The organism is Streptomyces sp. O3 (assembly GCF_054788135.1).
The window spans coordinates 1-25,544 of sequence record NZ_JBTVYK010000054.1; the positions used below are offsets into that span (position 1 = coordinate 1).

Here is a 25,544-nt window from a genome sequence, read left to right on the forward strand (position 1 = left end):
GGGGGCGCGCGCGGGGGGGGGGGGGGCCGGGGGCGGGGGGGGGGGGGGGGGGGGGGGCGGGGGGGCCCCCCCCCCCCCGCCCGAAGCAGCGTCGAGGGCGAGGAAAGCGAAAGGACTTGAGTCATTTGGAGTGAATGAGAAGGAAGCCCCTTCATGGCCTCGCCGTAGGCAACGCTAGCACTCAGACCGGGATCAAGTCGCGCAGATTTTCGAGGGTGATGACCTGGGAGTCCGGGTGCAGCCCCTCGGGACGTTCGAGACCGATGTACGTCACGGGCTCGTCCGGCACCGGCGCGCCGTCCCGCAGGGTCATGGCTGTGGTGTCGCCGGACATCAGGTCGATCAGGTACCCCACCGTCAGCTGCTCGCGTTCCACGAGGGCGCGCACCACCTTGGACACCGACACCTGGTTCTCCTCGACCCGGTTGGCCGTCGGGATGCCCTTCAGATACAGGTGCAGCCACTTTGCACGCCACCGGCCGTCGTCCCCGCGCCGGAACACCAGCGGCAGCGCCACACGGCCCGTCCCACGCAGCTCCGACTTCATCCGCACCGTGCGCGGCTCGAACGGGCGGCCCTTCTGTTCGCCGTCGCGCAGCATGAACCCGAAGAACGACTCCTCGACCTCCTCGAAGCTCTCGCCCGCGTAGATGTTGACCTGCGGGACGATGAACGTGCCGCGCACCCGGTCCAGGGACAGGTCGATGAACTCCGAGGCCCCGTCGGGCGCCTCGGTGACATCGCCCGAGTGCTCACCCCCGACGGCTGTGAGCTCCGTGTAGGAGAGCCAGGAGTCGGTGCTGTAGTCGCTGTGCAGAAGCAGCGCGGAGAGGTCGTAGTCGGTCCGGTGTTCGGTCTCCTTCCAGTACACGAAGAAGCGCAGCAGTTCGCCGCCGACCTCCGAGACCGAACCCCGCGGCAGTACGCCGACCCCGGCCGCGGTCGCCCTGCCGCTCAGCGGCAGCGCCACGTCGAGGACGTCGGGGTCGAGCAACAGCCGGCCCGGTGCCGGGAGCCGACGGCGCAGCTCGGCGTCGAGTGCGGCGATCAGACGGTCGCGGTCAGCGGCCGGTACCGGAGGCCGGACGTCGGGGGCCGCCCAGGCGCGGCCCCGACGGTTGACGAAGATGCGGGGTTCGTCGGTCTCCCGCTCCCGGTTGTGCAAGTGCTCACGGACCGAGAGGACGACCCGGCCGGAGACCTCGGGAGCGACCTCCACCACGGCGGCCACCACCGCGTCCCGCTCCTCCTGGCCGGCGGCGATACGCAGCAGGCGGTCCAGGGTGCGGAACAGCTTGCCGGGAGCGGACTTCAGCAGCTTCACCGCACCGGTGACGTCGAACTCGTCGAGCAGCTTCTCGACGCGGCTGTCGAAGGACCGCGCCTCCTTCTCGCCCCGCGCGACGGCGAACACCTCGGCGGCGTGCGGCCAGCGCGGGTACTCGTGCGGATGGAGACGCTCACCGAGCCGCTTGAAGGGCTCCCGGTGCGCGTGCACATCGGCGAGCTTCGCCGGGTTCGCCGCGACCACCGCGTCGAGGCCCGCGAGCAGCCCCCGGCGCACCGGCCGCGGCAGCGTCCGGAACCGGGTCGGCTCCTGGAGCGTCACGTCGCCGCCCGACAGTGCGCAGGCCAGACGCAGCACATCGGTGACGGTGTCCAGCAGGAGGTCGGCGCCGACGCCCAGGCGGGCCTCGTTGACGACCGCCCGGTTCTCCCGGACGGGGATCGACTCCGGCTGGGGGCCGAGCACGCATCGCTCGGCGAGGGTCTTGAGGTCGCGCAGGTGGTCCTCGCCCAGTGGCGTCGCGCTGCCCGCCAGGGCCAGGTACAGGTCCGTGAGTTCGTCGTCCAGGTCCCGCCCGAGGTGCAGGACGGTCACCCGGTCACCCGCCGAGGCGATCAGCTCGTCCTGCGCCGCGAGCATCTCCTCGTAGGTGTGCTGGTAGCGGCCGTACGCGGGGAGGCTGAGCAGGTCCAACACCCCGTGCGCCAGCTGCGTCAGCACCTTCTCGCGCGACCCGTCGTCGCCGAGCGCCTTCGCCACACACCGCATCCAGAACTCTTCGGTGTCCGGCACGTTCGCCGGAAAGTCGATGAAGTACGAGTTGTGCCGGACGTGGTCGCCCACCATCTCGCTCACGGTGCGCAGCGTTCGCCTGGCGGTGTGCACGACTACGGTCTCGGACAGCCCGGACAGCCGCTCCAGCAGCTCAGTCGAGAGCTTGAAGCCCACGGACGCCAACGCCGCGTCGAACTGCCGTGCGGCGGCGGCTCCTTCCCCGGCGGGTCCCTCGGGGGAGGCAAGGCGGTGGGTGTGCCGGATGACCAGCGATTCGAGACTGTGCGCCATTCGGGGATGATCGCAGAGGTGTGCGAGCCGACGCACAGGAGTTTTCGTCCGCGCTCCGACGGCGTGATCAACGGTGCCGTCGGGGCCCCGGATGAGCAGAGCCGTCAGCGGAACCGGCCCTCGTAGCCGTCGGCGGGCTCGGCGAGGCGATCGGGGAGGCGATCGGGGAGGCGGCGGTCAGTGCGGGCCTCCTCGGGGGCGGGCCGCGACGGTGGGCGGGGCTCGCGGATCAGTCGGTGCGGCTGGCCCGCCAGCCAGATCCGGTCCTCCTGGTCTACGTGGCAGCCGAGGCGGGCCGGCAGACCGCGCAGGTAGGCGACGGCGGGGCCGGTGAAGCGGACCCTGCCGCCGCCGAGGTCAGTGATGCCTTCGGGCTCGTCGAGCGCGACGAGCCAGGCGGCGTGGTCCCGGTGCAGCTCGGTGGTGTACGTGGCGTCGGAGCCGACCCCCCGTTCCAGGGCGTACAGGACATCCCCGTAGCGGGCATGGTCGATGACGGCGCGTACGGCCGCTTCGGCGCTCGGCAGGCCTGCGTCCACCTGGTCGCAGGCGAAGACGCGGCCGGGGCGGGACCGGGCGTACGCGAACCAGGTTCCCGCGCGGGACGGGACGGCGTAACCGACCGGATAGCCGCCGGGCAGTCCGTCGTCCACGCATACGTACACGATCTCGGCGGCATCGCTCCGCTCCCGTGTGAGGAAGAGTCTTCGCTGGTTCAGCAACGTCGTGAGAGACCGGTTGGCAGCGGTCACGTTCGTGTTCCTTCCTCTGGTCGTGGCGGCGGCCGGTCCCCTCCCACGGCCGCCGCTCTTGCCACACCGTGGCGGAAGGCGCTGCAATGCGGATGAAATTCTGATGATGTGTACGGGAGTAGCGAGCGGGGCGGGGCGGAGGCTAGAGGTGGGGGCGGAAGCTCGTCGGCAGGCGCGGGCGCGGCTGCGGCTCGCGGTGCTCGGGCCGGTACGGGCCTGGCGGGACGGTTCGCCGCTGGCTCTCGGGCCCGTCCGGCAGCAAGCCGTACTGACCGCGCTGGCGCTGCGTCCCGGCCGCCTGCTGAGCCATGACCAGTTACTCGACGGGGTCTGGGGCGAGAGACCGCCGCGAACCGGCCGCAAGGTGCTGCCCAGTTACGTCTACGGGCTGCGGAGGAGACTCGACGACGAGGGCGCCGGACCGGTGGATTCGGTGATACGCGGGGAACCGGGCGGGTACCGGTTCGTCGCGGGCGGGGTCCGGCTCGACCTGGCGGATCTGGCCGAGCACGTCGACGGCGCTCGCCGCGCGAAGGCGTCCGGCGATCCGGCCACCGCGGCGGACCGGCTGTCCAGGGCGCTCGCCCTGTCCGACGGCGAGCCGCTCGCCGGGCTGCCGGGACCGTACGCCGAGGCCGAGCGGCGGCGGCTTCTGGAGCACCTGCGCACGGTTCGGCTGGAGCGGCTCGAATGCCTGGTTCTGCTGGGCCGGTTCACCGAGGCCTCGGGCGAACTCGCCGCGCTGTCCGCGTCCGATCCGTCCGACGAGTCGCTGGCGGCGTTGCGGATGCGCGCCCTGTACGGAGGCGACCGCCAGACCGAGGCGCTGAACGTCTACGAGGAGGTGCGCGAGCGCCTGCGCCGCGAGCTCGGCGTGGACCCCGGCGACGAACTCCAGCGAGTGCACCGGGCGGTGCTGCGCCAGGACGACGTACGTCTCCTCGGCCCGGCGGCGGCGCGTGCCTCCGCCGCGTCCTCCGCCGCGTCCTCCGTCCCGTCCTCCTCCCCCTCCCCGGCTTCTGCCGCCCCTGCCTCCGCCGCTGCCAATTCCGTCGCTCCCGATTCCGTCGCTCCCGCCCCTCCCGGCCCGGATCGGCGCGAGCGCCGCCGCGCCGTCAATGACCTGCCGGGCGACGCGGGCCGCCTCATCGGGCGGGAGGCCGAGCTGGCACAGCTGCTCGCGCCTTCCGCGTCGGGATCCGTGTCCGTCGTGACGGTGGACGGTGCGGCCGGGGTCGGCAAGACCGCCCTCGTCGTACGAGCCGCCCGCGAGCTCAGCGCCGACTACCCCGACGGCTGCCTGTTCGTGGACCTGCGCGCCCACAGCACACAGCGGCGGCAGTCGCCGGAGCAGGTGTTGCAGCGGCTGTTGCGCTCCCTCGGAGTGGTCGGCGGCGAGCTGCCGGGCGACCTTGAGGACCTCATCGCCGCCTGGCGCACGGAGACCAGCCCGCTGCGCCTGCTCCTCGTGCTGGACGACGCCCTGGACGCCGACCAGATCCGACCGCTGCTGCCCTCAGGGGCGGGCAGCAGGGTTCTGGTGGCCGGTCGACGACGGCTGGCCGAGCTGGACGCCGAGCGGCGGGTCACCGTAGAGCCCCTGGAGAGCGGCGCCGCCGTGTCCCTGCTCACGCACCTCGTCGGGGAAGGCCGTGCGGGCCAGGAGCCGGAGGCGACGCGCCGTCTCGCCGGGCTGTGCGACGGGTTGCCGCTGGCCCTGCGCATCGCCGGGTCCCGGCTGCAGAACCGCCGTACCTGGACGGTGGAGTACCTGGTGGGGCGCATGGCCGGGGACGAACGCCTGCTCGGTGAGCTGAGCGTCGGGGACCGCAGCGTGGAGGCGGCCTTCCGCCTGTCGTACGACCAGATCACCGCCGAGCAGCAGCGCGGATTCCGGGCCCTGGGCCTGGCGCCGACGGTCGAGTTCGATGTGCTGACGCCGACGGGCATGCTCGGCTGGCCGCCCCACGACGCCGAGCGGGTCCTGGAGAGCCTGGTCGACGCGAGCCTTCTGCAGCAGCCGCGCCCCGGCCGCTACCGGCTGCACGACCTGGTCCGCGTGCACGCACGACGCGTCGCGGAGGCCATGCCCGACGAGGCCGCCGCCGCCCGCACGGCCGCGCTCCGCCTCTATCTGGACGCCGCCCGGACCGCCAGCGACTGGGGCTCCGGCGGTTTCCCCACCGGCCCTCCCCCGACCGGCCCCCGGCCCGCCGACGCGCCGTTCGCGGACTGGCGGGACGCGGAGAGCTGGCTGGACGCGGCAGGCGGAGAACTCACCGACGTCGTCGGACACGCCGCGGCCCTCGGCGAGGCCGACTACGCGTGCTGGATCGCCGAGGCGCTGTGCGACTACTTCGTACGACAGGGCCGCTACCACGAGAGCCAGACCGCACTGGAGATCGCACTCGCACAGGCGGACGAGGCCACCGACCGGCGCATGGCCATCGCCCTGCGGAACTGCCTGGGCTACACCTGTCTGTACCAACGCCGCTACCCTCAGGCGCGCGACCTGTTCACCGAGGCACGGCGCCTCCGCCGTCTCCGCCCCGACCCGTACGCGTACGCGTACGCGTACACATACGAAGAGGCGCGGGCGCTGACCGGGCTGGGGGCTCTGTACCTGAGCGTGGGTGACGGCGACCGGGCGCTCTCCCACCTCACCGCGGCGACGAACCTGCCCCGGTGGCCGCTCAATGACTGGGTCGCCGCGATGGCGTTCGTCATCCAGGGTCTCGTCCACCAGTTCGGGCAGCGGTACGAAGAGGCGCTGGCGTGCTTCGCCGCAGCCCGTACCCACGCCGAGGCGAGCGGCAGACCGCGCATGCTCGGCAGGGTCCTGAGCTGCGCCGCCGACATCCACCTCCACCTCGGCCAGTACGGCGAGGCCAAGCGGATGCTCCGCGAAGCGGTCCGTCTGGTCGAGCGGTGCGGGGACGTCTTCCTCTGCGCGCGCAGCCTGACCCGGCTGGGCACAGCCGAGCACGGCACGGGGAACCTGAGCGCGGCCATCGCTCTCCATCACCAGGCCTTCCGCCGACAGCAGTCGCTGTCCTCGCTCACCGAACCCAGTTACGACTGGCTGGAGATGGACATCCGCAGCCGTCTGGGACGCGCCTACGTGGCGGCGGGCCGTATCCGCGAGGCGCGCGAGCAGTTCCAGACCGTCCTCGACATACCCGACGCCCGAGCGCACCGCGGCTGATCCGGTGGTCTTCGCCGTGGTCCGGAATGTCCTCGGGGCGTCCCGCGTTGGACCGGATCATGAAGGCAATCAACGCGAAGAGTTACGGCGGCCCCGAAGTCCTCGAGTACACCGACCTGCCCGACCCGAAGACGGGCCCGGACTCGGTCCTGGTCCGGGTCAAGGCGGCCGGGGTCAACCCGGTGGACTGGAAGATCCTCGCGGGCTACCTCGACCCGGTGCTGGACGCCCACTTCCCGTTCGTCCCCGGCTGGGACGTGGCGGGCGTGGTCGAGGCGGTCGGCGCCGACGCCACCGAGTACAAGGTCGGCGACGAGGTCATCGGCTACGTCCGCAAGGACGCGGTCCAGCACGGCACTTACGCCGAGCTGGTCGCCGCGCCGGTCCGGACCCTGGCGCGCAAGCCCGCCGCGCTCAGCTGGCAGCAGGCGGCCGGGCTTCCGCTCGCGGGGCTCACGGCGTATCAGTCGGTCCGGCGGGTCGGCACGAAGGCCGGTGAGACGGCGCTGGTGCACGCGGCGGCCGGGGGCGTCGGCTCGCTCGCCGTCCAGATCCTGGTCGCCGAGGGCGTACGCGTCATCGGCACGGCCAGCGAGCGCAACCACGACTTCCTGCGCTCGCTCGGGGCCGAGCCCGTCACGTACGGCGACGGGCTCGCCGAGCGGGTGCGGGCCCTGGCGCCCGAAGGGGTCGACGTGGCCCTGGACTTCGTCGGCGGCGGCGTCGTCGACGTCTCACAGGAGCTGCTCAAGGACCGCGGCCGGGTGGTGTCCATCGCGGACGGCGAGGCCAAGGAGAAGGGCGGCCACCTGGTGTGGGTGCGCCCGGACGCCGCCGACCTGACCGCGCTCGGCGCGCTCGCGGACGCCGGGAAGCTGACGGTGCCGGTCGACACGGTCTTCCCGCTCTCCGCCGCCGCGGACGCGCTCCGGCAGAGCCAGGAGGGACGCACCCGCGGCAAGATCGTCCTTGAGGTGTCCTGACGGCTCCCAAGGGTGCGCCGCCCGGTGGCGGCGCACCCGTCGCGCGTACGCGGTCCGCGTCCTTTGCCGCGCCGTGCCACACCGGCTCCGCTCCCCGGTCCACGGGTGTGATGGAGTCGCCCTGAGAGCCTCGCCTCGCGGAGAGACCGCCAGCGCATGAGGTGCGTCGAGGAGCGTCGAGGAGTGTCAGGGATGCAGCATCAGCGAGAGCGGCAGCCGGTCACCGTCGTCACCGGTGGCAGCCGCGGCATCGGGGCCGCGATCTGCCGCAGGCTGGCCGCCGACGGGCATGCCGTGGTCGTCGGGTACCGCTCCGACGCCGCCGCGGCCGAAGCCGTCGCGGACGAGCTCCACGGGGCCGGGCACCGCTGCGTCACCGTGGCCGTGGACACCGCGGACGAGGCGTCCGTCGACCGCCTCTTCGACGCCGCGGCCGAGCTCGGTCCGGTCACCGGGCTGGTCAACAACGCCGGGGTGAGCGGCCCCAACGGCCGCCTGGCCGACGCCGACGCGGACGGCATGCGGAACGCGATCGAGGTCAACGTGCTCGGCTATCTGCTCTGCGCGCGCCGCGCGGTACGGGAGATGACCGCGTCGGGACGCGGCGGCGCCATCGTGAACATCTCCTCCGCGGCGGCCACCCTCGGCAGCCCCGGCCAGTACGTCCACTACGCCGCCACCAAGGCCGCGACGGACGCCGTCACGGTCGGTCTCGCCAAGGAGGTCGCGGCGGACGGCATCCGCGTGAACGGCGTGGCGCCCGGCGTCGTCTGGACCGAGTTCCACGAGGACCCCGAGCGTCCCGCGAAGCTCGCGGACACCATTCCGCTCGGGCGGGCCGGGCAGCCGGAGGAGATCGCCGGCGCGGTGTCCTGGCTGCTGTCCCAGGACGCCTCGTACGCCACGGGCGCGGTACTGCGCGTCGCGGGCGGCATGTGACCCGCCGCCCGGCTCAGGCGGCAGGCGGCCCGCCCGGCCGGCCCAGGGTTGACCTTGCCCCTGGGGCAGGGCCCAGCGTTGGCTTCGCCGGGCGGAGAGCCCGCCCGGCGACGGAGGATGAGGCCGTGCACGACGACGCCCGCGCCCCCACCGGCCCCGCCGACCCAGCCGACCCAGCCGACGCCGCCGACCGCGAGCTGCTCACCATCGGGGCGTTCGCCCGCCGCACGCGGCTGTCGCCCAAGGCCCTGCGGCTGTACGACCGCCTCGGGCTGCTGCCCCCGGCCCACGTGGACGAGGCCAGCGGCTACCGCCGCTACCGCGCCGACCAGGTGGAGCGGGCCCGGCTGGTCGCGCTGCTGCGGCGGCTCGACATGCCGCTGGCGCGGATCAGCGAGGTGCTGGCGCTGCCGCCCGCGCGGGCGGCCGACGCGGTCGCGGCGTACTGGGCGGAGGTCGAGCGGCGCGTCGCCGGACAGCGCACGCTGGCGGACCACCTCCGTGACCGACTCTCCGGAAGGAGTCATGGCATGTACGAGAGGTTCACGGTCCAGGTCGTCGACGTACCCGAGCAGTACGTCATCGCCGAGTCCCGGCACACCCTCGCCGACGAGCTGCCGACCTTCATCGGCGGCTCGCTGGAACGGCTCACGACCGCGGCGCGCGCGTGCGGGGGTCTGACCGGCGCGCCGTTCGTCGTCTACCACGCGGAGGTGACGCAGGAGAGCGACGGCCCGGCCGAGGCCTGTGTCCCGGTCGCCGACGCGGCGGCCGCGCGGGCCTGGGCCGACACCGTCCACACGGCGCGGAGCCGGGTGGAACCCGCCCAGCGCCTCGCCTACACCCGGATCACCAAGGCGCAGGTCGCGCACCCGCAGATCCTCTCCGCCTTCGAGGCGGTCGAGGACTGGGTCGGACGCCAGCCGGACCTGACGATCGCCGGGCCCTGCCGGGAGATCTACTTCGGCGACTGGGCCGCCGCGGGCCCCGAGGACGAGGTCTGCGACATCGCCTTCCCCGTGCGACCGCGGCCCGCCAGCTGAGCCCACGGGCCGGTCCAGGCCCGGATGCGGGACCGAATGCGGGACCGGATGCGGGGGGCGCGGCACGCTAGAGGGGGCGCGGCACGCTAGGGCGTGTCAGCGAAGCTCCTCGGGGCACGGGGTGCCCCGAGAGAACCCGTAGGGCGCGCCCAGGTAGTACGTACCGGCGCGCGGCGCCAGGAGTTCCGTCCACTTGTCGCCGTCCGCGTCCTCCTCGGCCTCGATCAGGCAGCCGTTGACGTTGTCGAACGTCTTCGGCTCGCCCTCCGCCCGGTTCTTGGACTCCTCGGTCTCCCGCGGCCGCTCCACACGCTTGCCGTCCTCGTCGACCAGCCCGAGCCACGGCGAGTACGGGATGCGGATGAGCACCCGGCCGGGCGCCGTCACATCGATCGTCCAGCCGTCCTGCCCGGCGCGCCGCACCTTCGCGGGCGGGTCGGCGAGCGGCCGGGGCGACTTGACCTCGAAGAGTTTCCAGTTCCGGTCGGACCACAGCTGCTTGAGATACGGCAGGCCCTGTTCCAGCAGCTCGCGCTCGCGCTGCGCGCCGTCGCCGTCCAGCGCGTCCTTGGGCAGCACCACGTAGTGGACGGCCCAGCGGTGCAGCCACTCACGGTAGTTCGCCGAGTTCAGCGTGTCGTCGTAGAAGAGCGGGTTGCGCCCCATGTCGGCCTGGCGGGTCCAGCCGCGCGCGAGGTTCACGTACGGCGCGAAGGCGGACGCCTCGCGGTGGCTGCGGGCGGGTACCACCTCGACGCGCCCCTTCTGCGCGTCCACCTTCTGCAGCTGGTTGAGCAGCGGCGCCAGCTCACGCGCCCAGAAGGCCTTCGGGGTGGTGTTCCGCAGGTCGTCGTACGCCTTGAAGCCGATCCAGGCGTTCAGTCCGAGCGCGGCTGTCGCGAGCGCGTACCACTTGAGGGTGCGCGGCACGGTGAACGGCAGCGCGGCGACCAGCGCGACGCCCGCGAAGAGCATCGGGAGCCGGGTGATGTTGGAGCCGATCTGCGATTCGAGCGCGGTCACCAGGACGACGCTGACGACGTAGACCGCGGCGGTGATCCGCACCGTGACCCACCGCTGGGGCGAGAACGCGAAGACGAGACAGCCGAAGAGGATCGGCAGGACGGCCGACCAGATCGCCATCGGCTGCGTACCGGAGAACGGGAAGAACCACCAGGACAGGCCGACGACCGCCACCGGCGCAAGACCCAGCGCGTACGCGCCAGGACGCCTGCCCTGGAGGAACAGCGCGGCCGCGACCAGACCGGTGAACAGGCCCGCCACCGGGCTCGCGGCCGTCGCGAGCCCCGCCAGCGGGGCGGCCACGGCGGCCTTGGCCCAGCGCTTGGTGCGCCACCGGTGCGGCCAGCAGAAGACCGCGGCCACCGCGCCGAGCGCGAACATCGTGCCGAGGCCGAAGGTGACCCGGCCCGACACGGCGTTGCAGAACAGCGCGAAGACGCCCGCGAACGCCGCGGGCAGCGGGTTCCTGACCACCCGGCAGCGCATCAGGATCAGCGTGAGCAGCCCGGCCGACACGGTCCCGGCGATCATCATCGTGGTCCGCACGCCGAGTACGTGCATCAGGTACGGCGACACCACGCTGTACGACACCGGGTGCATCCCGCCGTACCAGGCGAGGTTGTACGCGGACGCCGGGTGGCGGCCGACGAACTCGGCCCAGGCGTCCTGGGCGGCGAGGTCGCCGCCGCTGTTGGCGAACGTGAAGAACCAGACGATGTGGAGTACGGCGGCGACGAGGGTGACGAGGGTGATCGGATGCCGGAGCACGCGACGGAACAGTGCAGCGCCTGACTGGCCGGTCCCGCCTGGGTGGTGCGGCGTGCCGGAGTCCATGCCCACGCCCACGCCCACGCCCACGCCCACGCCCGCGCCCACGTCTGAGGCGGCCGCGGCACTCTTGCGCTGCTCTGGCAGCCGTATTCGCGCGGCGGCCGCACTCTCGTCAGAGTTGGCGTCGTCGTCCGCGCGCGTCGGCCCCACAGTGGCCACGTAAGGCTCTCCCCGCGTCGTTCCCGTGCTGACTGTCGTGCTGGCCGCGTGCTGGCCGTCGTGCTGCCCCGTACTGACTCATGCTGGCTGTCGCGTCCCCGCCCGATCCTCGCGACGCTAGCACGCGCGACCGACAGAGGGAGCCCCGGTGAGGGCTGGTCCCGCGTATGGCGTCCGGCCGAGGGCGGTCGGTGACCTGGGTCAGCCGACTCGGGTCAGCTTCTGGCCGAAGCCCGGTTCCGCCAGGTCGTTCTGGAGGGCCACCGGCACGCGTACCGCGTCCTTGTCGCCTTCGCCTTCGCCGTCGCCCTCTCCTTCGCCTTCGCCCTCACTACCGGATCCCTCGCCGCCACCGCCGCCGTCGCCGCCGATGGTCAGTACGCCGACCTCCGTTCCGGCCTCGGCGGAGTGCGGCAGGGTCTTGCCGTCGTCGGTCAGCTCCAGCTCGACGGTCAGGCCCGGCCAGCCGACCGCGGCGACGTCCTTGGTGGCGACCACCGGGGTGGTACCGCCGAGACCGTCGTCGACGACGCCCACGACGTCGCCCTTCTTGACCAGAGTCTCCGCTTCGAGGAGCTGCTGCGTGCGCTGGATCAGCTCCAGGCTCTTGTCGACCGCCGTGTCCAGGATCGGCACCCCGTGCTGCCCGAACACCGCGCCGATGATCAGCTGGGTGCTGCCGCCGATCTTCTTCTCAGCCGCGAAGAGCAGGTTGCCACCTGCCTTGGTGGTGGAGCCGGTCTTGATGCCGACGACGCCGTACCACGGGATCAGCTTGTTGTAGTTGCGCTCCTCCTTGCCGGAGGTCGTCGAGTCGTACGTGGGCTTGCGCACGATCTTCTTGAACACCGGGATGTCCATCGCCGCCTTGCCCAGTTTCACCTGGTCGGCGGCGGAGCTGACGGTGCTGTCCTCAAGACCGCTGGGGTCCGTGTAGGTGGTGTCCGCCATGCCCAGGTCGCTCGCGGTCTTGTTCATCTTGTCGACGAACGCCTCCGCGTCGCCCTTGCCGTCCCAGCGGGCGAGCAGCCGCGCGACGTTGTTCGCGGACGGGAGCATCAGGGCCTGGACCGCCTCATGGACGGTGATCTCCTGACCCTCCTTGACCTTGACCACCGACTCGTTCCCCTTGAGGCCGTTGACGTAGTCGTCCTCGGCCTGCTTGTCGACGGTCAGGGTCTCGTCGGGCTCGTGCTCCTTGAGTATCACGTACGCCGTCATCGTCTTGGCGACGCTGCCGATCGGGATCGGCTTCTGCTCGCCGTACGTGCCGAGGCTGCCGAGCCCGTCGACCTCGACGACCGCCTGGCCCTCGGTCGGCCAGGGCATCGACGGCTTCTCGCCCTCAAACGTGAAGGACTCGGCGGAGGTGAGCTCGATACTGGGGGCGGGCAGCGGGCGCACGGCCTGGACGACCACGAAGATGATCGCGACCAGGACCACCAGCGGCGACCAGATCTTGACCCGGCGCAGCGCGTTGCGCAGCGGGGTTTCCGGCTTCGGCGGCCTGTTCGTCAGTTCGGCGAGCAGGTCGAGCGGGGGCTGGGGCGGCAGCGGCTGCTGCGAGGTCCGCTCGGCGGGTTCAGCGGTGAGGTCGGCAGCGGGTTCGGCGTGCGGCTCGGGCTCGGCTGCGGACCGCGCGGCTGGTTGCGGTTGCGACTGCGGCCGCGCCGCCTGGGCGCTCCCGGTTCCGGCCGCCCCGGCGGCCACGGCGGCCCTGTCTGACTCCTCCAGCGGCTTGAGCGCGACGAACTTGCTGGTCCGCTCGGCGTCGGCCTCCGGCCGCACGGTCTTCAGCATGGCGGTCGGCTGGTCCTCACCGCGCGCGGGCGCGGGGACGGCGCTGAACACGGCCGTCGCCTGGTCCACGCCCCCTGTGCCCTCCGCGCCCGCGCCGTCCTCGTCCCCCTCGGCGCTTTCGGCGTCAGCGGCGGGGGAGACCTTCGCGTCGGGCTCACCCGGCTCGCCAGACCTGTCCTCGGCCGGCCGCTCCCCGTCCGGCCGCTCCCCGTCCGGGTCCGGTACGTCGGTGTCGGCGGCGGAGTCGGCGGCGGAGTCGGCATCCCGCTCAGCGCTGTCGGCGGCGTCGGCGTCAGCAGCGCCCGCGTCCGGCTCCGCCCTGGCGACCCACGCCGCCACCGCCGCCCGCAGCCGCGTGTCCTCAGGCTCTGAGGGCTCTGAGGGCTCTGAGGGCTCTGAGGGCTCTGACGCCTCTGAGAGCTCTGCGGGCTCCGAAGCGGGCTCCGCGTCGGCGCTGGGCTCCGCGTCGCCACCGTCCGGCGTGTCCCGGAACACCGCGAGCCGGGGATCGCTCTCCCGCCGCTCCGACCTGTCGGGGGTCTCGCCCGCCACCGATGCCTCCTCAAATGCGCCTTAAATGCGTCTTGCGCCCGTACGCCCGTACGCCTCGTGCCTCGCGGGAGCGCCCCGCGCGTCCGAACCTCGTGTCCGAACCATGTACCAGTGTCCTGTGTGTGGGGTTGCCCCTCGTGGTAGACGAGAACGACATACCTGCCGGTTCCCGTACGAACCACCCACGTGCTCTCGACAGATGAATGTGAGAGGGGTCACCCTGTCACTCATCCACGCGGGGAGGCATGGATGGGCAGGAGCCGCAGAACAATTCCGGAGGAGCTTCTGCTGCTCGCTCTGGACCCGACCACGGGTACCACAGCGCAGCCGCAGTCGCTCGACCTCGGTCTGGCCGGAGCGCAGCTAGTAGAGCTGGCGATGGCCGGACGGATAGCCCCTGACGGGGATCGTATCGCCGTGGTGGTACCACGGCCGACTGGAGATCCGACGCTGGACTGCGCACTGGAACTGCTACGCAGGCGTGGCGCTCCGGTACGCGCGGTCAACTGGATCGGCGGGCCCCGCCTGGGGCTGCGCCAGACGTATCTCTCGCATCTGGAGCGGTGCGGCATGGTGCATGCCGTCGAGGGCCAGATGTGCGGGGTGCTGCCGACGACTCGCTACCAGGCGACGGACACGGCCATCAGCCGGGAGATCAAGGCCCGGCTGGACTCGGCGATCCGCACCGGCGTACCGCCGGATCCGCGGACCGCGGCGCTCGCCGCGCTGGCCCACGCGGTCGGACTCGGCAAGCACCTCTATCCGGGAAACGAGGGGCGCTCGTCGCGCTCCCGGCTCCGGGATCTGATCAGGCACGACCCTATGGGCGGTCTCGTGGCGCACGCCGTGATGGACGTCCAGAACGGCGTGGCCGCACAGCCACGCCGCTCGCCGGCTCCGGGCGGCCGCCAACCAGCCCGGTCCACCGCCGCACCGGACACCGTGGGCTCCAACGCCAACGGTGTCCCCATGCAGCCACGCCGGGGCTCCATGGCCCGAGCCGTGGCCCATTGAACTGAGCCAGCGCACCGTGTGAGTCCCCATCCCGTTCGCGTTCGGGAGCCGCTAGGGAGCGCGGGGCGGTGACCGGCCCCGTCCAGGACGACGGGCCGGTCCACCGCCCCGCGCGCTCGCATGTCCGCACGGTCCGCCGTCCGCACGGTCCGAGCCGGGTACGTCGCCGTACGACGCCGTACGTCGCCGTACGTCGCCGTATACGTCATCGAACACCGTCGCACACCATCCGGCGTTTCCCAGCGCTGAGTCACCACTTGGTGGCAATCTGCTCAACAGCAGAACAGCAGATACGCAAAGCAGAGGCTTCAGCCGGAGGTGCACTTCTCGTGGCGTCCAACGTCAATCCCACCGTCAGACGACGCCGGTTGGGCATGGAGCTGCGTCGGCTCCGCGAGCTCAAAGGCATGACGGCCGAGGAGGTGGCCGAACGTCTGCTGGTCTCCCAGTCGAAGATCAGCCGCCTGGAGAACGGCCGGCGTTCCATCAGCCAGCGCGACGTCCGCGACCTGTGCGGCGTGTACGAGGTCGAGGACCGCCGCATCGTCGACTCGCTGATGCAGATGGCCAAGGACAGCCGCCAGCAAGGCTGGTGGCACGCGTACGGCGACATCCCGTACAGCGTCTACATCGGTCTGGAGACGGACGCGGCGTCGCTGCGCGTGTACGAGCCGCAGGTCGTCTCGGGCCTGCTGCAGACCCGCTCGTACGCGGAGGCCCTGATCACCGGCGCGCTGCCGGAGACCACGCCGACCGACATCGAGAAGCGCGTCCAGGTACGGATGCGCCGCCAGGACCGGATCAACGACGACGAGAGCCCCCTGCGGCTGTGGTCCGTGATCGACGAGGCGGCCCTGCGCCGGGTCGTCGGTGACCGTCAGGTGATGATCGAACAGCTGGAACACCTGGTGGAGGTGTCGCAACTGCCGCATGTGACGGTCCAGGTGATGCCGTTCGCCATGGGGGCGCACCCCGGCGTGAACGGCCAGTACGCCGTGCTTGAGTTCCCGGAGGCCGCCGACTCCAGTGTCGTCTACATCGAGGGCGTCACCAGTGACCTTTATCTGGAAAAGGCCCCAGACGTCCAGAAATACAGCGTCATGTACGAGCATCTGCGGGCACAGGCCCTGAATGTGGACCAAACCCGCCAGTTCATCACGGACATCGCGAAGGGATACGCGAGGGCGCAGACGTAACAGGAGTGCCGTTAAGGACCACCCGCACCGGAAGACGCCGAACCGTACACCGTGACAGCGTCAAGAGGGAAGACCTACCTGGAATATGCCATCCTGTCGAGTGAATGGCTGGTTCACTCAGCCAAGTTGGCGAGTAGCGTCGATCACGTCGACGAAAACGAATTCGTCGACGGACCGAATCTCGACACTCGACAACTGACTTGCGGAGCGAAAATGGCAATTCAGCAGGGAACCCTGGACACCTGGACGAAGTCGTCGTACTCCGGCGGAAACGGGGCGTGCGTGGAAGTCAAGTCCCCCGTGCCGCACGCGATCGCCGTGCGGGACTCCAAGGCCCCCGAGGGCCCGGCCCTCGCCTTCGGCCCGGCCTCCTGGAACGCGTTCGTCGGACAGGTCGGCGGGGAGGCTTCCGACCTCGTCTGATGCGGAGAGTTCGCGCCCCGGACCCACGCACCATCGAAGAGCCCTCTCGACTGGCCCGCCGTCCCGGCCGAGGGGGCTCGGCGCTGTCCGCCACCGCCTACGACGGCTACCGAGACTACGGGGCTACGGGGCTACCGCAGTTGGTCGACGTAGGCATCGGTGCCCGGTACCGTCGGAACGAACGGCGCGACCAACTCGACCCGCCCAAGGCCCGACTCGGCGACCGCGTCCGCCTGGCCCGCGAAGTGCTCGTCCCAGCACTCCCTCGGGTCCGCCTCCAGGAACCACAGCAGCGTCAGCCGCGTATCGACGCCCTCGACCTGCTTCACGTACGACATCCGGTCTCCCGGCAGCGGAGTCGGCCGGAACACCACCGCCATCGCGGCCGGAACGGCGCCGCCCTCCTTCGCCGCCAGTCTGCGCGGCAGCCGCTCGTCCCGCAGCCACGCCAGCAACTCATCGCGTCGCCCCGGCCCTTCGGCGTCGACGACTTCGAGGACCAGCCCCCGGTAGGGGTGATCGAGCGCGTGGCGGTCACGCGGACCCGCCGCCCCGTCCCGGTACACCGTCGCCAGGTGGTCCTGGAAGGACGTGAAGACGTGCGTGCGGTCCCGGTACACCCGGCCGTCCCGGTTGAGCCGCTTGTTGATGCCGACGGTCCACTTCATGTGGTCGTCGTAGCGCCCGTCGGTGATCCAGTACGTGGAGATATAGCACCCGGCGGTCACCGGCCGCGCGACGGCCGACTCCTCCGGATACCGCAGGAGTCGGAGATCTCGGGTGGCGACCCAGCGGCGTCCGGCGAACATCCAGGGCATGGCCATCGCGCCCGCGTAGTAGTGGTCGTCCTCGTACCAGCGGTTGTACGCGTACTCGTGGCCCGGATGCGGCTCGACCATGGTGATCAGGGCGTGCCCCGGACGCGTCCCGTACGGCCCCACGGCCGCCAGCTCCGCGTACACCTCACTGCGCGTCTCGTCACCCACCAGCGTGCCCCCTCTTCCTCTTCCTTCGTCTTCCCTCGTCTTCCTTCTTCCTCCGAACGGACCTACTCTGACGGTCCGTCAATTAATGCGCCAGACTCCAGGACCCCTGACTCGTGGAGGCGTCCGTGCGGCTGTTGCAGGGGAAGACCGTACTTGTCTCCGGGGTCGGCGCCGGGCTCGGCCACGAGGTCGCGGCGGCGGTCGTACGGGACGGAGGGCGGGCCGTGCTCGGCGCGCGGACCGAGGCGAACCTCGCCAAGACCGCGGCCGCGATCGACCCCGACGGCCGCGCCACGGCGTTCCGGCCGACCGACATCACGGACGAGGCCCAGTGCGAGGCGCTCGTCGCGCTGGCGCTCGAACGGTTCGGACGGCTCGACGCGGTGGTCCATGTCGCGGCCTGGGACAGCTACTTCGGGGGGCTCGCGGACGCGGACTTCGCGACCTGGCAGCGGGTCGTCGACGTCAACCTGCTGGGCACGCTGCGCATGACGCGCGCCTGTCTGCCCGCGCTGCGGGAGCGCGGCGGCGCGGTCGTGATCATCGGTACGCAGTCGTCCGTCGTCGCGCCCTCACAGGTGCGGCAGGCGGCGTACGCGGCGTCCAAGGGCGCGCTCACGTCGGCGATGTACTCCCTGGCCAGGGAGCTGGGCCCGGACCGCGTCCGGGTCAACACGGTGCTGCCCGGCTGGATGTGGGGCCCGCCGGTGGAGGCTTATGTGCGATTCACCGCGCAGAGCGACGGCGTGCCGGAGACCGACGTACTGGCCCGGCTCACGGAGCGCATGGCGCTCCCGGAACTGGCGACGGACGGGGACGTCGCGGACGCGGCGGTCTTCCTGGCGTCGGACCGGGCCCGGTCGATCACGGGCCAGTCGCTGCTGGTGAACGCCGGGGAGGTGATGAGGTAGGGCATATCGAGCCCATCCGGCGATTGAGGACGAACGGGATCGGGGGCGGAGCCCCAGCGTCACAGCCGCGGGTAGCGGGACAGCCAGCCCGGAGCCGACGCGCCCGGACCGTGCAGCGCGGGTCCCTGTGTCATCTCCATGGCGAAGTCGTCCGCGAGCGACAGGATCGTGGGACGGCCCTCCAGCTCCGCGATCCACCCCGGCGGCAGCGCCGTCTCACCGTGCAGGGCGCCGAGGAGCGCCCCGGCCAGCGCCCCGGTGGCCACCGAGTCTCCCCCGTGGTTGACCGCGAGCGTCAGCCCGTGCCGGATGTCCTCGCAGACCAGCGTGGCGTAGACGGCGGCCCCGAGCACATCCCCCGCGCCACCGCCACTACCGCCACCAGCGCCACCAGCGCCGCCAGCCGCCGCGTCGCTGTCGCCCAGCGCCAGCGCCTCGACCCGCGCCGCGCTCGGCATCCCCTGCCGCACCGCGCCCAGCGCCTGCCGCAGTGCCGCGCTGACCGGCTCATGCCCCGGCCTGGCGGCCAGCAGGGCCAGGGTGTGCTGGACCGCGCCGTCCAGGGACTCGCCACGCGCGAGGCCGTGCACGAGCAGGGCGTGCGCCCCCGCGGCGAGATACGCGACGGGGTGGCCATGGCTCTGCACCGCGCACTCGACGGCCAACTGGAGGACCAACTGCGGCTCCCAGCCGACCAGCAGCCCGAACGGCGCGGACCGCATCACCGCCCCGGCGCCGGACTCGGCGGGGTTGCGGGGCGCCTCCAGCGTGCCCATCGCCTCGTCCGCGAGCCCGAGCAGGCAGGCGCGGTCCGGGGCGCGGCGCGCGTACAGCCACTCCTCGCGCGCCAGCCAGCCGTCGTCCTTACGCCGCTCGTCGGGTCCCCACTCGCGCTGGGTCGCCACCCACCTGCGGTGCGCGCGGTGTACGTCGGTGGGCGGATGCCAGGCCCCGGTGTCCCGCCGTACCTGCGCGCGGATCAAACCGTCGACGGTGAAGAGACCGAGCTGCGTCGCCGCGGTCACCGCGCCGCGCCTGCCGTAGGCGGGGGCGAGGTCGGTGAGCCCGTCCGGGCCGTGCGCGGTGCGTATCGCGTCCAGACCGAGCCCGGCCAGCGGCGCCCCGAGCGCGTCGCCGAGCGCGGAACCGAGCAGCGTGCCGCGCACCCTGCTGCGGAAGTCCTGCTGCTCCGCCCGGCCCCAGATGCCCGTGGCCACTCCGCCCATCGCGCCCCTCCCTCCCTACGCGGTACCCCACAGTGCCCCCGCACTGTAATCGAACAGGAACGCCCGTTTGGAGGGGTCCGGACGGCGGCGCGACCCGGCACTATCGAACCCGTCTGCACCGAGCCCGTCTACACCGAACCTGTCTACACACCGAACCCGTCTACACACCGAACCCGCCTGCACCGGCCCGGAGGTCCCCGTATGCGCATCGCGACGACCATCTTCCTGACGGACGAGACGATCACGCCGGTACGGCTCGCACGCGAGCTGGAGCGGCGCGGCTTCGCCGGGCTCTATCTGCCCGAGCACACCCATATCCCGGTGAGCCGCCAGAGCCCCGCCCCGATGGGCGGCGACCTCCCGCGCGAGTACGGCAGGACCCTGGACCCGTTCGTGGCGCTCGGCCAGGCGGCCGCGGTCACGGACCGACTCGGCCTCGGCACCGGCATCACGCTGCTCGCCCAGCATGACCCGATCGTGCTGGCCAAGCAGGCCGCGACCCTGGACCATCTCTCCGGCGGCCGCTTCACGCTCGGTCTCGGCTTCGGCTGGAACGTCGAGGAGGCCGCCGACCACGGCGTGGACTGGCGCACCCGGCGCGCCCTCGTACGGGACCGCATGGCCCTGATGCGCGCCCTGTGGGCGGCCGAGCCCACGGCGTACAAGGGCGAGTTCGGCGCGGTCAGCGCGAGCCACGCCTTCCCCAAGCCGGTGCGGGAGCCGCGCGGCCCGGTCGTCGGGCCCCGCACCCTGCTCGGCGGCGGCGCGGGCCCGCGGCTGTTCGCGCACATCGCCGAGTACGCGGACGGCTGGCTGCCCATCGGCGGCCGGGGCCTGACCGAGACGCTCCCGGCGCTGCACGAGGCCTGGGCGGCGGCGGGCCGCGCGGGCGTCCCCGAGGTCGTCCCGTACGCGGTACGGCCGACGCCCGGCAAACTGGCGCACTACGCGGAGCTGGGCGTGTCGGAGGTCGTGCTGCAACTGCCGCCAGGGGACGAGCCGGAGGTCCTGCGGGCCCTGGACGAGTACAGCCAGTACCTGTGAACGGGCAGTGCTGGCCGCCTTCCCACACATGCTGTCAGCGGTCGCTCGTATGCTCGTTTTATGACGGATCACCAGCCCGGACAACCGGAGCGCCCGACGCCGGTACGCCCGACCGAGAACGCCATGCGGCGCGCGCTCAGGCGCGCGCGGGACGGCGTCGCGCTCGACGCCACCGAGACGGCCGTGCTGCTCCAGGCGCGCGGGGACGACCTCGCGGACCTGGCCGCCTCGGCGGCGCGGGTGCGGGACGCGGGTCTCGCGGCGGCCGGGCGGCCCGGTGTCATCACGTACTCGAAGAGCGTGTTCATCCCGCTCACCCGGCTGTGCCGGGACAAGTGCCACTACTGCACGTTCGCCACCGTGCCGGGGAAGCTGCGGCGCGCCGGGCACGGGATGTTCATGTCGCCCGACGAGGTGCTGGCGATCGCCCGGCGCGGGGCCGAACTGGGCTGCAAGGAGGCCCTGATCACCCTCGGCGACAAGCCGGAGGACCGCTGGCCCGAGGCGCGTGAGTGGCTGGAGGCCGAGGGCTACGACGACACGATCACGTATGTGCGCGCGATGGCGATCCGGATCCTGGAGGAGACGGGGCTGCTGCCGCACCTCAACCCCGGAGTGATGTCCTGGACGGACTTCCAGCGGCTCAAGCCGGTCGCGCCGTCCATGGGGATGATGCTGGAGACCACGGCCGAGCGGCTGTGGAGCGAGCCGGGCGGCCCGCACTACGGCTCTCCGGACAAGGAACCGGCCGTGCGGCTGCGGGTCCTTGAGGACGCCGGTCGCTCGTCCGTCCCCTTCACCAGCGGGCTGCTGATCGGCATCGGCGAGACATACGAGGAGCGCGCCGACTCGCTGTTCGCGCTGCGCCGGGTGTCGCGCGCGTACCACGGCGTGCAGGAGCTGATCATTCAGAACTTCCGCGCCAAGCCGGACACGGCGATGCGCGGGATGCCGGACGCGGAGCTGGACGACCTGGTCGCCACGGTGGCCGTCGCCCGGCTCCTCATGGGCCCGTCCGGCTGTCTCCAGGCCCCGCCCAACCTGGTCGACGGCGAGTACGAGCGGCTGATCGGCGCGGGGATCGACGACTGGGGCGGCGTCTCGCCCCTCACCCCGGACCATGTGAACCCCGAGAAGCCCTGGCCCCAGCTGGACGAACTCGCCGAGCGCTCGGCCGCCGCGGGCTTCGAGCTGCGCGAACGCCTGTGCGTCTACCCGGAGTTCGTCCAGCGCGGCGAGCCCTGGCTCGACCCGCGGCTGCTGCCGCACGTCCGCGCCCTGGCCGACCCGGACGCGGGCCTGGCCCGTGACGTGAACCCGCGTGGCCTGCCCTGGCAGGAGCCCGACGAGGGGTTCACGGCCAGCGGCGGCGCCGGCCGCACGGACCTGCACCGCACCATCGACACCACCGGCCGCACCGCGGACCGCCGCGACGACTTCGACGAGGTGTACGGCGACTGGGAGGCGCTGCGCGAGCAGGCCGCGCCCGGCATGGTCCCGTCCCGCATCGACGGCGACGTACGCGCCGCGCTCAGCCAGGCGGCCGACGACCCGACCCGCCTCACCGACGACGAGGCGCTGGCCCTGCTGCACGCGGACGGCCCGGCGCTGGACGCGCTCTGCCGCGTCGCCGACGACCTCCGCGAGTCGGTGGTGGGTGACGACGTCACGTATATCGTCACGCGGAACATCAACTTCACCAACGTCTGCTACACCGGCTGCCGCTTCTGCGCCTTCGCCCAGCGCCGCACGGACGCCGACGCGTACACGCTCTCGCTCGACCAGGTCGCCGACCGCGCCGAGCAGGCCTGGGAGGTGGGCGCGATCGAGGTCTGTATGCAGGGCGGCATCCACCCGGATCTGCCCGGCACGGCGTACTTCGACATCGCGCGCGCCGTGAAGCAGCGCGTACCCGGCATGCACGTACACGCCTTCTCGCCGATGGAGGTCGTCAACGGCGCGAGCAGGACCGGGCTTTCGATCCGCGAGTGGCTCACCGCCGCGAAGGAGGCGGGCCTGGACTCCATCCCCGGCACGGCGGCCGAGATACTCGACGACGAGGTGCGCTGGGTCCTGACCAAGGGCAAGCTGCCGGCCGCCACCTGGATCGAGGTCGTCAAGACCGCCCACGAGCTGGGCATCCGCTCGTCCTCGACGATGATGTACGGCCATGTCGACCAGCCCCGCCACTGGCTGGGCCACTTCCGCACGCTGGCGGAGATCCAGCGGGAGACCGGCGGCTTCACGGAGTTCGTCACCCTCCCCTTCATCCACACCAACGCCCCGGTCTACCTGGCGGGGATAGCCCGGCCGGGACCGACCGCCCGCGACAACCGCGCGGTGATGGCCATGGCCCGCCTCCTGCTCCACCCGCACATCCCCAACATCCAGACCAGCTGGGTGAAGCTGGGCACGGACGGCGCGGCGGAGATGCTCCGCTCGGGCGCCAACGACCTGGGCGGCACGCTGATGGAGGAGACCATCTCCCGGATGGCGGGCTCGTCCTACGGCTCCTACCGCTCGGTCAGGGACCTGACCGCGATCGCGGAAGCGGCGGGCCGCCCGGCCAGACCCCGCACCACGCTGTACGGCGAGGTCCCCGAGGAACGCCAGCGCGCGGCGGCGGCGTCGGACGGCCACCTGCCGGAGCTCCTCCCGCTCGTGGACTAAGACGATTTATGGCCAGTTTCGCGAAGTGACGCCCGCCACACACATCGCCCCACAACGGAAGAGTCTTCACACGACGGCCACATCTCCCGCAAGAATTCCCACCGGACGCGGACAGAGGGCATCCGCGCCGCAAGATCAACTTTGTTCAACTCTGCATGATGTACGGCGACATGTCCGCATCTGGCTCGTCCGGAATGCGGAGGGTTCCCTCCGAGTATCGATCCCCGATAGGCATATGCCGACCGGGGCCGCCGACCACGGCCCTGGGTGCACTTGACCACGCACCGACTGGGGGGACTTTCCCATGTCCAGAATCACGCGCCGCCATGCCCTGGGCGCCGTCGTCGGCACCGTCGCGGCCGCCACGGCCGCCGGGCCGGTGATCGCCGGACCCGCGCTGGCCGCCGCCCGCCAGGCGGCGGCCCAGGACCAGGGCCGGGACCGGGCCCAGGGCTCCGCCTCGCCCGACCTGGAACCGTTCGACGAGGTCTACCAGGGCCGCCGCATCCAGGGCGCGCCCTCGCGCGACGGCGGACACCACGGCGGCGGACGCCACGGCGGCTACGCCGTGTACGTAGACGGCCAGGAGCTGCACCTGATGCGGAACGCCGACGGCACCTGGATCAGCGTCATCAACCACTACGAGCCCCTCGCCACGCCGCGCGCCACCGCCCGCGCCGCGGTGCGGGAGCTCCAGGGCGCCGAGCTCGTCCCGTTCACCGCCTGAACCCGGAAGGCCAGGACTCACCCTCATGACCGTACGCAAGAACCAGTCCCAGCTGACCGCTGCCGAGAAGCGCGCCTTCGTCAACGCCCTGCTCGAACTCAAGGCGAGCGGCCGCTACGACCCGTTCGTCGCCACCCACAACGAGTTCATCATGAGCGACACCGACAACGGCGACCGCGTCGGACACCGCTCGCCGTCCTTCCTGCCCTGGCACCGCAGATTCCTCCTGGACTTCGAGGAGGCCCTGCAGTCCATAGACCCGACCGTCGCCCTGCCCTACTGGGACTGGACGGCGGACCGCACCACCAGCTCCTCGCTCTGGGCCCCGGACTTCCTCGGCGGCACCGGCCGCAGCCGCGACGGCCAGGTCATGGACGGCCCGTTCGCGTACAGCGGCGGCCGCTGGGAGATCACCGTTCGCGTGGACGGCCGCGACTACCTGCGCCGCTCCCTCGCCTCCGGCTGGCGCGGGCTCCCGACCCGCGCCGAGGTCGACTCGGTCCTCGCCATGGAGACGTACGACACCGCTCCCTGGAACAGCGCGTCCGACGGCTTCCGCAACCACCTGGAGGGCTGGCGCGGCGTCAACCTGCACAACCGCGTCCATGTCTGGGTCGGCGGCCAGATGGCGACCGGCACCTCCCCCAACGACCCGGTGTTCTGGCTGCACCACACCTTCATAGACAAGCTCTGGTCCGACTGGCAGCGGCGCCACCCCGACTCGCCCTACCTGCCCACAGGGGGCACCCCCAACGTGGTGGACCTGCACGACACCATGCGCCCCTGGAACGACGTCACCCCGTCCGAGATGCTGAACCACACCCCCCTCTACACCTACGACACCGCGGCGTAACACCCCACCGTGCGGGCCCGTGCAGGCAGCACGGGCCCGCACCCGCCAGCAGGCGTCCGGCTAGGGAAGTCCCGCTCATGCACCAGTGCCACCAACCCCGGCATTTCGTGATGGGCCGCTGACGGAGTGCTCTGCCTCCGCAGTCTTGCGCGGATCATCCGCCAGAATACGGTCCGCGAACCGCCGCGCCTGCTCGTCCACGGGCTGATCACGGTTGACGACCAACTCGTATCGGTAACGACTCGCCCGCGTGCCCACTCCCCGGACCTGATGGAACTCGACGTCAACGCCCTCGGGACTGGCAAGCTCCTCAGGCAGGCCGGGCTCCTCGCGTCGTGGCGCGACACTCGTGAGGACACACCCCCACCGCTCGAACCAGCCGCTGTCCGCGAGGGTCTGCGCGAGAAGCCGGGCGATGGCGTCCACCGGCTCTTCCCAACTGCGGTCCGCCGCAGCCCGCGCGAGTTCGGTCTCGTACTGGGCGACATCGAAACGGAAGTCCGGAGGTACCGCTGTGATGTCGCTGGTGTTCTCCCAGGCGTCCCAGATCACCCAACCGCCTTCGCGGCGCATGGTGACGTACAGGGCTCCGCAACAGCCGGCCGTGCAGGTCGGCTCAGTGATCATGACCCGGCGGGGTTCCTCCGTGACCGCCAGCGGCCAGCTCTCGGCCGGCCCCGTCCAGTGCCGACAACTGGGCGCCATCCCTTCCGGGTGAACCTCCTTCAGTACGTCAACGCCGTCGAGCAGAGGCCGTACCTCAGCCCAGGGATCCGCCGTCCAATCGGAGGGAATCCTGTGGCGCAGGGTCAGGGTGCTTATCGTCGGCTGATCGGTCATACGCACATGATCGG

19 protein-coding genes are annotated in these 25,544 nt (G+C 71.9%); 12 read left to right on the top strand and 7 right to left on the bottom strand.

The genetic code is table 11. From position 1 onward, the window contains the following. Window positions 1–181: 181 nt before the first annotated feature. Window positions 182–2,353, bottom strand: coding sequence for a TerD family protein (locus ACX6XY_RS23975; RefSeq protein WP_460334464.1), 2,172 nt, complete (start codon window positions 2,351–2,353; stop codon window positions 182–184). Between the two features lie 104 nt (window positions 2,354–2,457). Next, window positions 2,458–3,105: a hypothetical protein gene (locus ACX6XY_RS23980; RefSeq protein ID WP_460334467.1), complete on the bottom strand. Its 648-nt coding sequence runs from the start codon at window positions 3,103–3,105 to the stop codon at window positions 2,458–2,460. Window positions 3,106–3,253: 148 nt separating this feature from the next. On the opposite strand from ACX6XY_RS23980, the gene ACX6XY_RS23985 reads away from it, so the two are divergent. From ACX6XY_RS23985 to ACX6XY_RS24000, 4 genes are all read left to right on the top strand, one after another. Beyond that, entirely contained in the window at window positions 3,254–6,310 is a 3,057-nt protein-coding gene (locus tag ACX6XY_RS23985) for an AfsR/SARP family transcriptional regulator (protein ID WP_460334470.1), read from the top strand. Between the two features lie 59 nt (window positions 6,311–6,369). After that, entirely contained in the window at window positions 6,370–7,293 is a 924-nt protein-coding gene (locus ACX6XY_RS23990) for an NADP-dependent oxidoreductase (RefSeq protein WP_460334474.1), read from the top strand. A gap of 192 nt (window positions 7,294–7,485) precedes the next feature. Next, entirely contained in the window at window positions 7,486–8,232 is a 747-nt protein-coding gene (locus tag ACX6XY_RS23995; protein WP_460334476.1) for an SDR family NAD(P)-dependent oxidoreductase, read from the top strand. Between the two features lie 197 nt (window positions 8,233–8,429). After that, window positions 8,430–9,275 (top strand): MerR family transcriptional regulator, encoded by an 846-nt coding sequence (locus tag ACX6XY_RS24000; protein WP_460334559.1) that lies wholly within the window; start codon window positions 8,430–8,432, stop codon window positions 9,273–9,275. A 96-nt stretch (window positions 9,276–9,371) separates the two neighbouring features. Here the strand turns inward: ACX6XY_RS24000 and ACX6XY_RS24005 are convergent, their stop codons facing one another. Both ACX6XY_RS24005 and ACX6XY_RS24010 read right to left on the bottom strand, forming a co-directional pair. After that, on the bottom strand, window positions 9,372–11,288 hold the full coding sequence (locus ACX6XY_RS24005) for an MFS transporter (RefSeq protein WP_460334478.1): 1,917 nt from the start codon (window positions 11,286–11,288) through the stop codon (window positions 9,372–9,374). A gap of 201 nt (window positions 11,289–11,489) precedes the next feature. Then, complete coding sequence (locus tag ACX6XY_RS24010; protein ID WP_460334481.1) at window positions 11,490–13,640, bottom strand: D-alanyl-D-alanine carboxypeptidase family protein; 2,151 nt, start codon at window positions 13,638–13,640, stop codon at window positions 11,490–11,492. Window positions 13,641–13,889: 249 nt separating this feature from the next. Between ACX6XY_RS24010 and ACX6XY_RS24015 the strand changes: the two genes are divergently transcribed. The 3 genes from ACX6XY_RS24015 to ACX6XY_RS24025 all read left to right on the top strand — a co-directional run bounded on the left by ACX6XY_RS24015 (window position 13,890) and on the right by ACX6XY_RS24025 (window position 16,273). Further along, on the top strand, window positions 13,890–14,654 hold the full coding sequence (locus ACX6XY_RS24015) for a GOLPH3/VPS74 family protein (protein ID WP_460334483.1): 765 nt from the start codon (window positions 13,890–13,892) through the stop codon (window positions 14,652–14,654). 329 nt (window positions 14,655–14,983) lie between these two features. Next, a complete protein-coding gene (locus tag ACX6XY_RS24020) occupies window positions 14,984–15,850 on the top strand; it encodes a helix-turn-helix domain-containing protein (RefSeq protein ID WP_460334485.1) in 867 nt (288 codons plus the stop codon). A gap of 213 nt (window positions 15,851–16,063) precedes the next feature. Next, a complete protein-coding gene (locus ACX6XY_RS24025) occupies window positions 16,064–16,273 on the top strand; it encodes a DUF397 domain-containing protein (RefSeq protein WP_460334487.1) in 210 nt (69 codons plus the stop codon). 131 nt (window positions 16,274–16,404) lie between these two features. Here the strand turns inward: ACX6XY_RS24025 and ACX6XY_RS24030 are convergent, their stop codons facing one another. Continuing rightward, window positions 16,405–17,259 carry a hypothetical protein gene (locus ACX6XY_RS24030; RefSeq protein ID WP_460334490.1) on the bottom strand — a complete coding sequence of 285 codons (855 nt, stop codon included), beginning with the start codon at window positions 17,257–17,259 and terminating at the stop codon, window positions 16,405–16,407. Window positions 17,260–17,384: 125 nt separating this feature from the next. Here ACX6XY_RS24030 and ACX6XY_RS24035 point away from each other — a divergent pair, with 125 nt between their 5' ends. Next, window positions 17,385–18,170 carry an SDR family oxidoreductase gene (locus ACX6XY_RS24035; RefSeq protein ID WP_460334493.1) on the top strand — a complete coding sequence of 262 codons (786 nt, stop codon included), beginning with the start codon at window positions 17,385–17,387 and terminating at the stop codon, window positions 18,168–18,170. 59 nt (window positions 18,171–18,229) lie between these two features. Here the strand turns inward: ACX6XY_RS24035 and ACX6XY_RS24040 are convergent, their stop codons facing one another. Next, complete coding sequence (locus ACX6XY_RS24040; RefSeq protein ID WP_460334496.1) at window positions 18,230–19,396, bottom strand: ADP-ribosylglycohydrolase family protein; 1,167 nt, start codon at window positions 19,394–19,396, stop codon at window positions 18,230–18,232. Between the two features lie 201 nt (window positions 19,397–19,597). Here ACX6XY_RS24040 and ACX6XY_RS24045 point away from each other — a divergent pair, with 201 nt between their 5' ends. From ACX6XY_RS24045 to melC2, 4 genes are all read left to right on the top strand, one after another. Then, window positions 19,598–20,440 carry a TIGR03619 family F420-dependent LLM class oxidoreductase gene (locus tag ACX6XY_RS24045; protein WP_460334498.1) on the top strand — a complete coding sequence of 281 codons (843 nt, stop codon included), beginning with the start codon at window positions 19,598–19,600 and terminating at the stop codon, window positions 20,438–20,440. Window positions 20,441–20,500: 60 nt separating this feature from the next. Then, window positions 20,501–23,110: a bifunctional FO biosynthesis protein CofGH gene (locus tag ACX6XY_RS24050; protein WP_460334500.1), complete on the top strand. Its 2,610-nt coding sequence runs from the start codon at window positions 20,501–20,503 to the stop codon at window positions 23,108–23,110. Between the two features lie 304 nt (window positions 23,111–23,414). After that, window positions 23,415–23,837 (top strand): apotyrosinase chaperone MelC1, encoded by a 423-nt coding sequence (melC1, locus tag ACX6XY_RS24055; protein ID WP_460334503.1) that lies wholly within the window; start codon window positions 23,415–23,417, stop codon window positions 23,835–23,837. A 25-nt stretch (window positions 23,838–23,862) separates the two neighbouring features. Next, entirely contained in the window at window positions 23,863–24,690 is an 828-nt protein-coding gene (melC2, locus tag ACX6XY_RS24060) for a tyrosinase MelC2 (protein ID WP_460334506.1), read from the top strand. Window positions 24,691–24,765: 75 nt separating this feature from the next. Here the strand turns inward: melC2 and ACX6XY_RS24065 are convergent, their stop codons facing one another. Beyond that, a complete protein-coding gene (locus ACX6XY_RS24065; protein WP_460334509.1) occupies window positions 24,766–25,530 on the bottom strand; it encodes a hypothetical protein in 765 nt (254 codons plus the stop codon). Window positions 25,531–25,544 lie beyond the last annotated feature (14 nt).

What these genes read in the sequence shown, in the direction of transcription:
- ACX6XY_RS24025 (WP_460334487.1), top strand. Translation starts at nt 16,064, where the DNA reads ATGGCAATTCAGCAGGGAACCCTGGACACCTGGACGAAGTCGTCGTAC.
- ACX6XY_RS23975 (WP_460334464.1), bottom strand. Translation starts at nt 2,353, where the DNA reads ATGGCGCACAGTCTCGAATCGCTGGTCATCCGGCACACCCACCGCCTT.
- ACX6XY_RS24045 (WP_460334498.1), top strand. Translation starts at nt 19,598, where the DNA reads ATGCGCATCGCGACGACCATCTTCCTGACGGACGAGACGATCACGCCG.
- melC1 (WP_460334503.1), top strand. Translation starts at nt 23,415, where the DNA reads ATGTCCAGAATCACGCGCCGCCATGCCCTGGGCGCCGTCGTCGGCACC.
- ACX6XY_RS24040 (WP_460334496.1), bottom strand. Translation starts at nt 19,396, where the DNA reads ATGGGCGGAGTGGCCACGGGCATCTGGGGCCGGGCGGAGCAGCAGGAC.
- ACX6XY_RS24015 (WP_460334483.1), top strand. Translation starts at nt 13,890, where the DNA reads ATGGGCAGGAGCCGCAGAACAATTCCGGAGGAGCTTCTGCTGCTCGCT.
- ACX6XY_RS24050 (WP_460334500.1), top strand. Translation starts at nt 20,501, where the DNA reads ATGACGGATCACCAGCCCGGACAACCGGAGCGCCCGACGCCGGTACGC.
- melC2 (WP_460334506.1), top strand. Translation starts at nt 23,863, where the DNA reads ATGACCGTACGCAAGAACCAGTCCCAGCTGACCGCTGCCGAGAAGCGC.
- ACX6XY_RS23990 (WP_460334474.1), top strand. Translation starts at nt 6,370, where the DNA reads ATGAAGGCAATCAACGCGAAGAGTTACGGCGGCCCCGAAGTCCTCGAG.
- ACX6XY_RS24065 (WP_460334509.1), bottom strand. Translation starts at nt 25,530, where the DNA reads ATGACCGATCAGCCGACGATAAGCACCCTGACCCTGCGCCACAGGATT.
- ACX6XY_RS23995 (WP_460334476.1), top strand. Translation starts at nt 7,486, where the DNA reads ATGCAGCATCAGCGAGAGCGGCAGCCGGTCACCGTCGTCACCGGTGGC.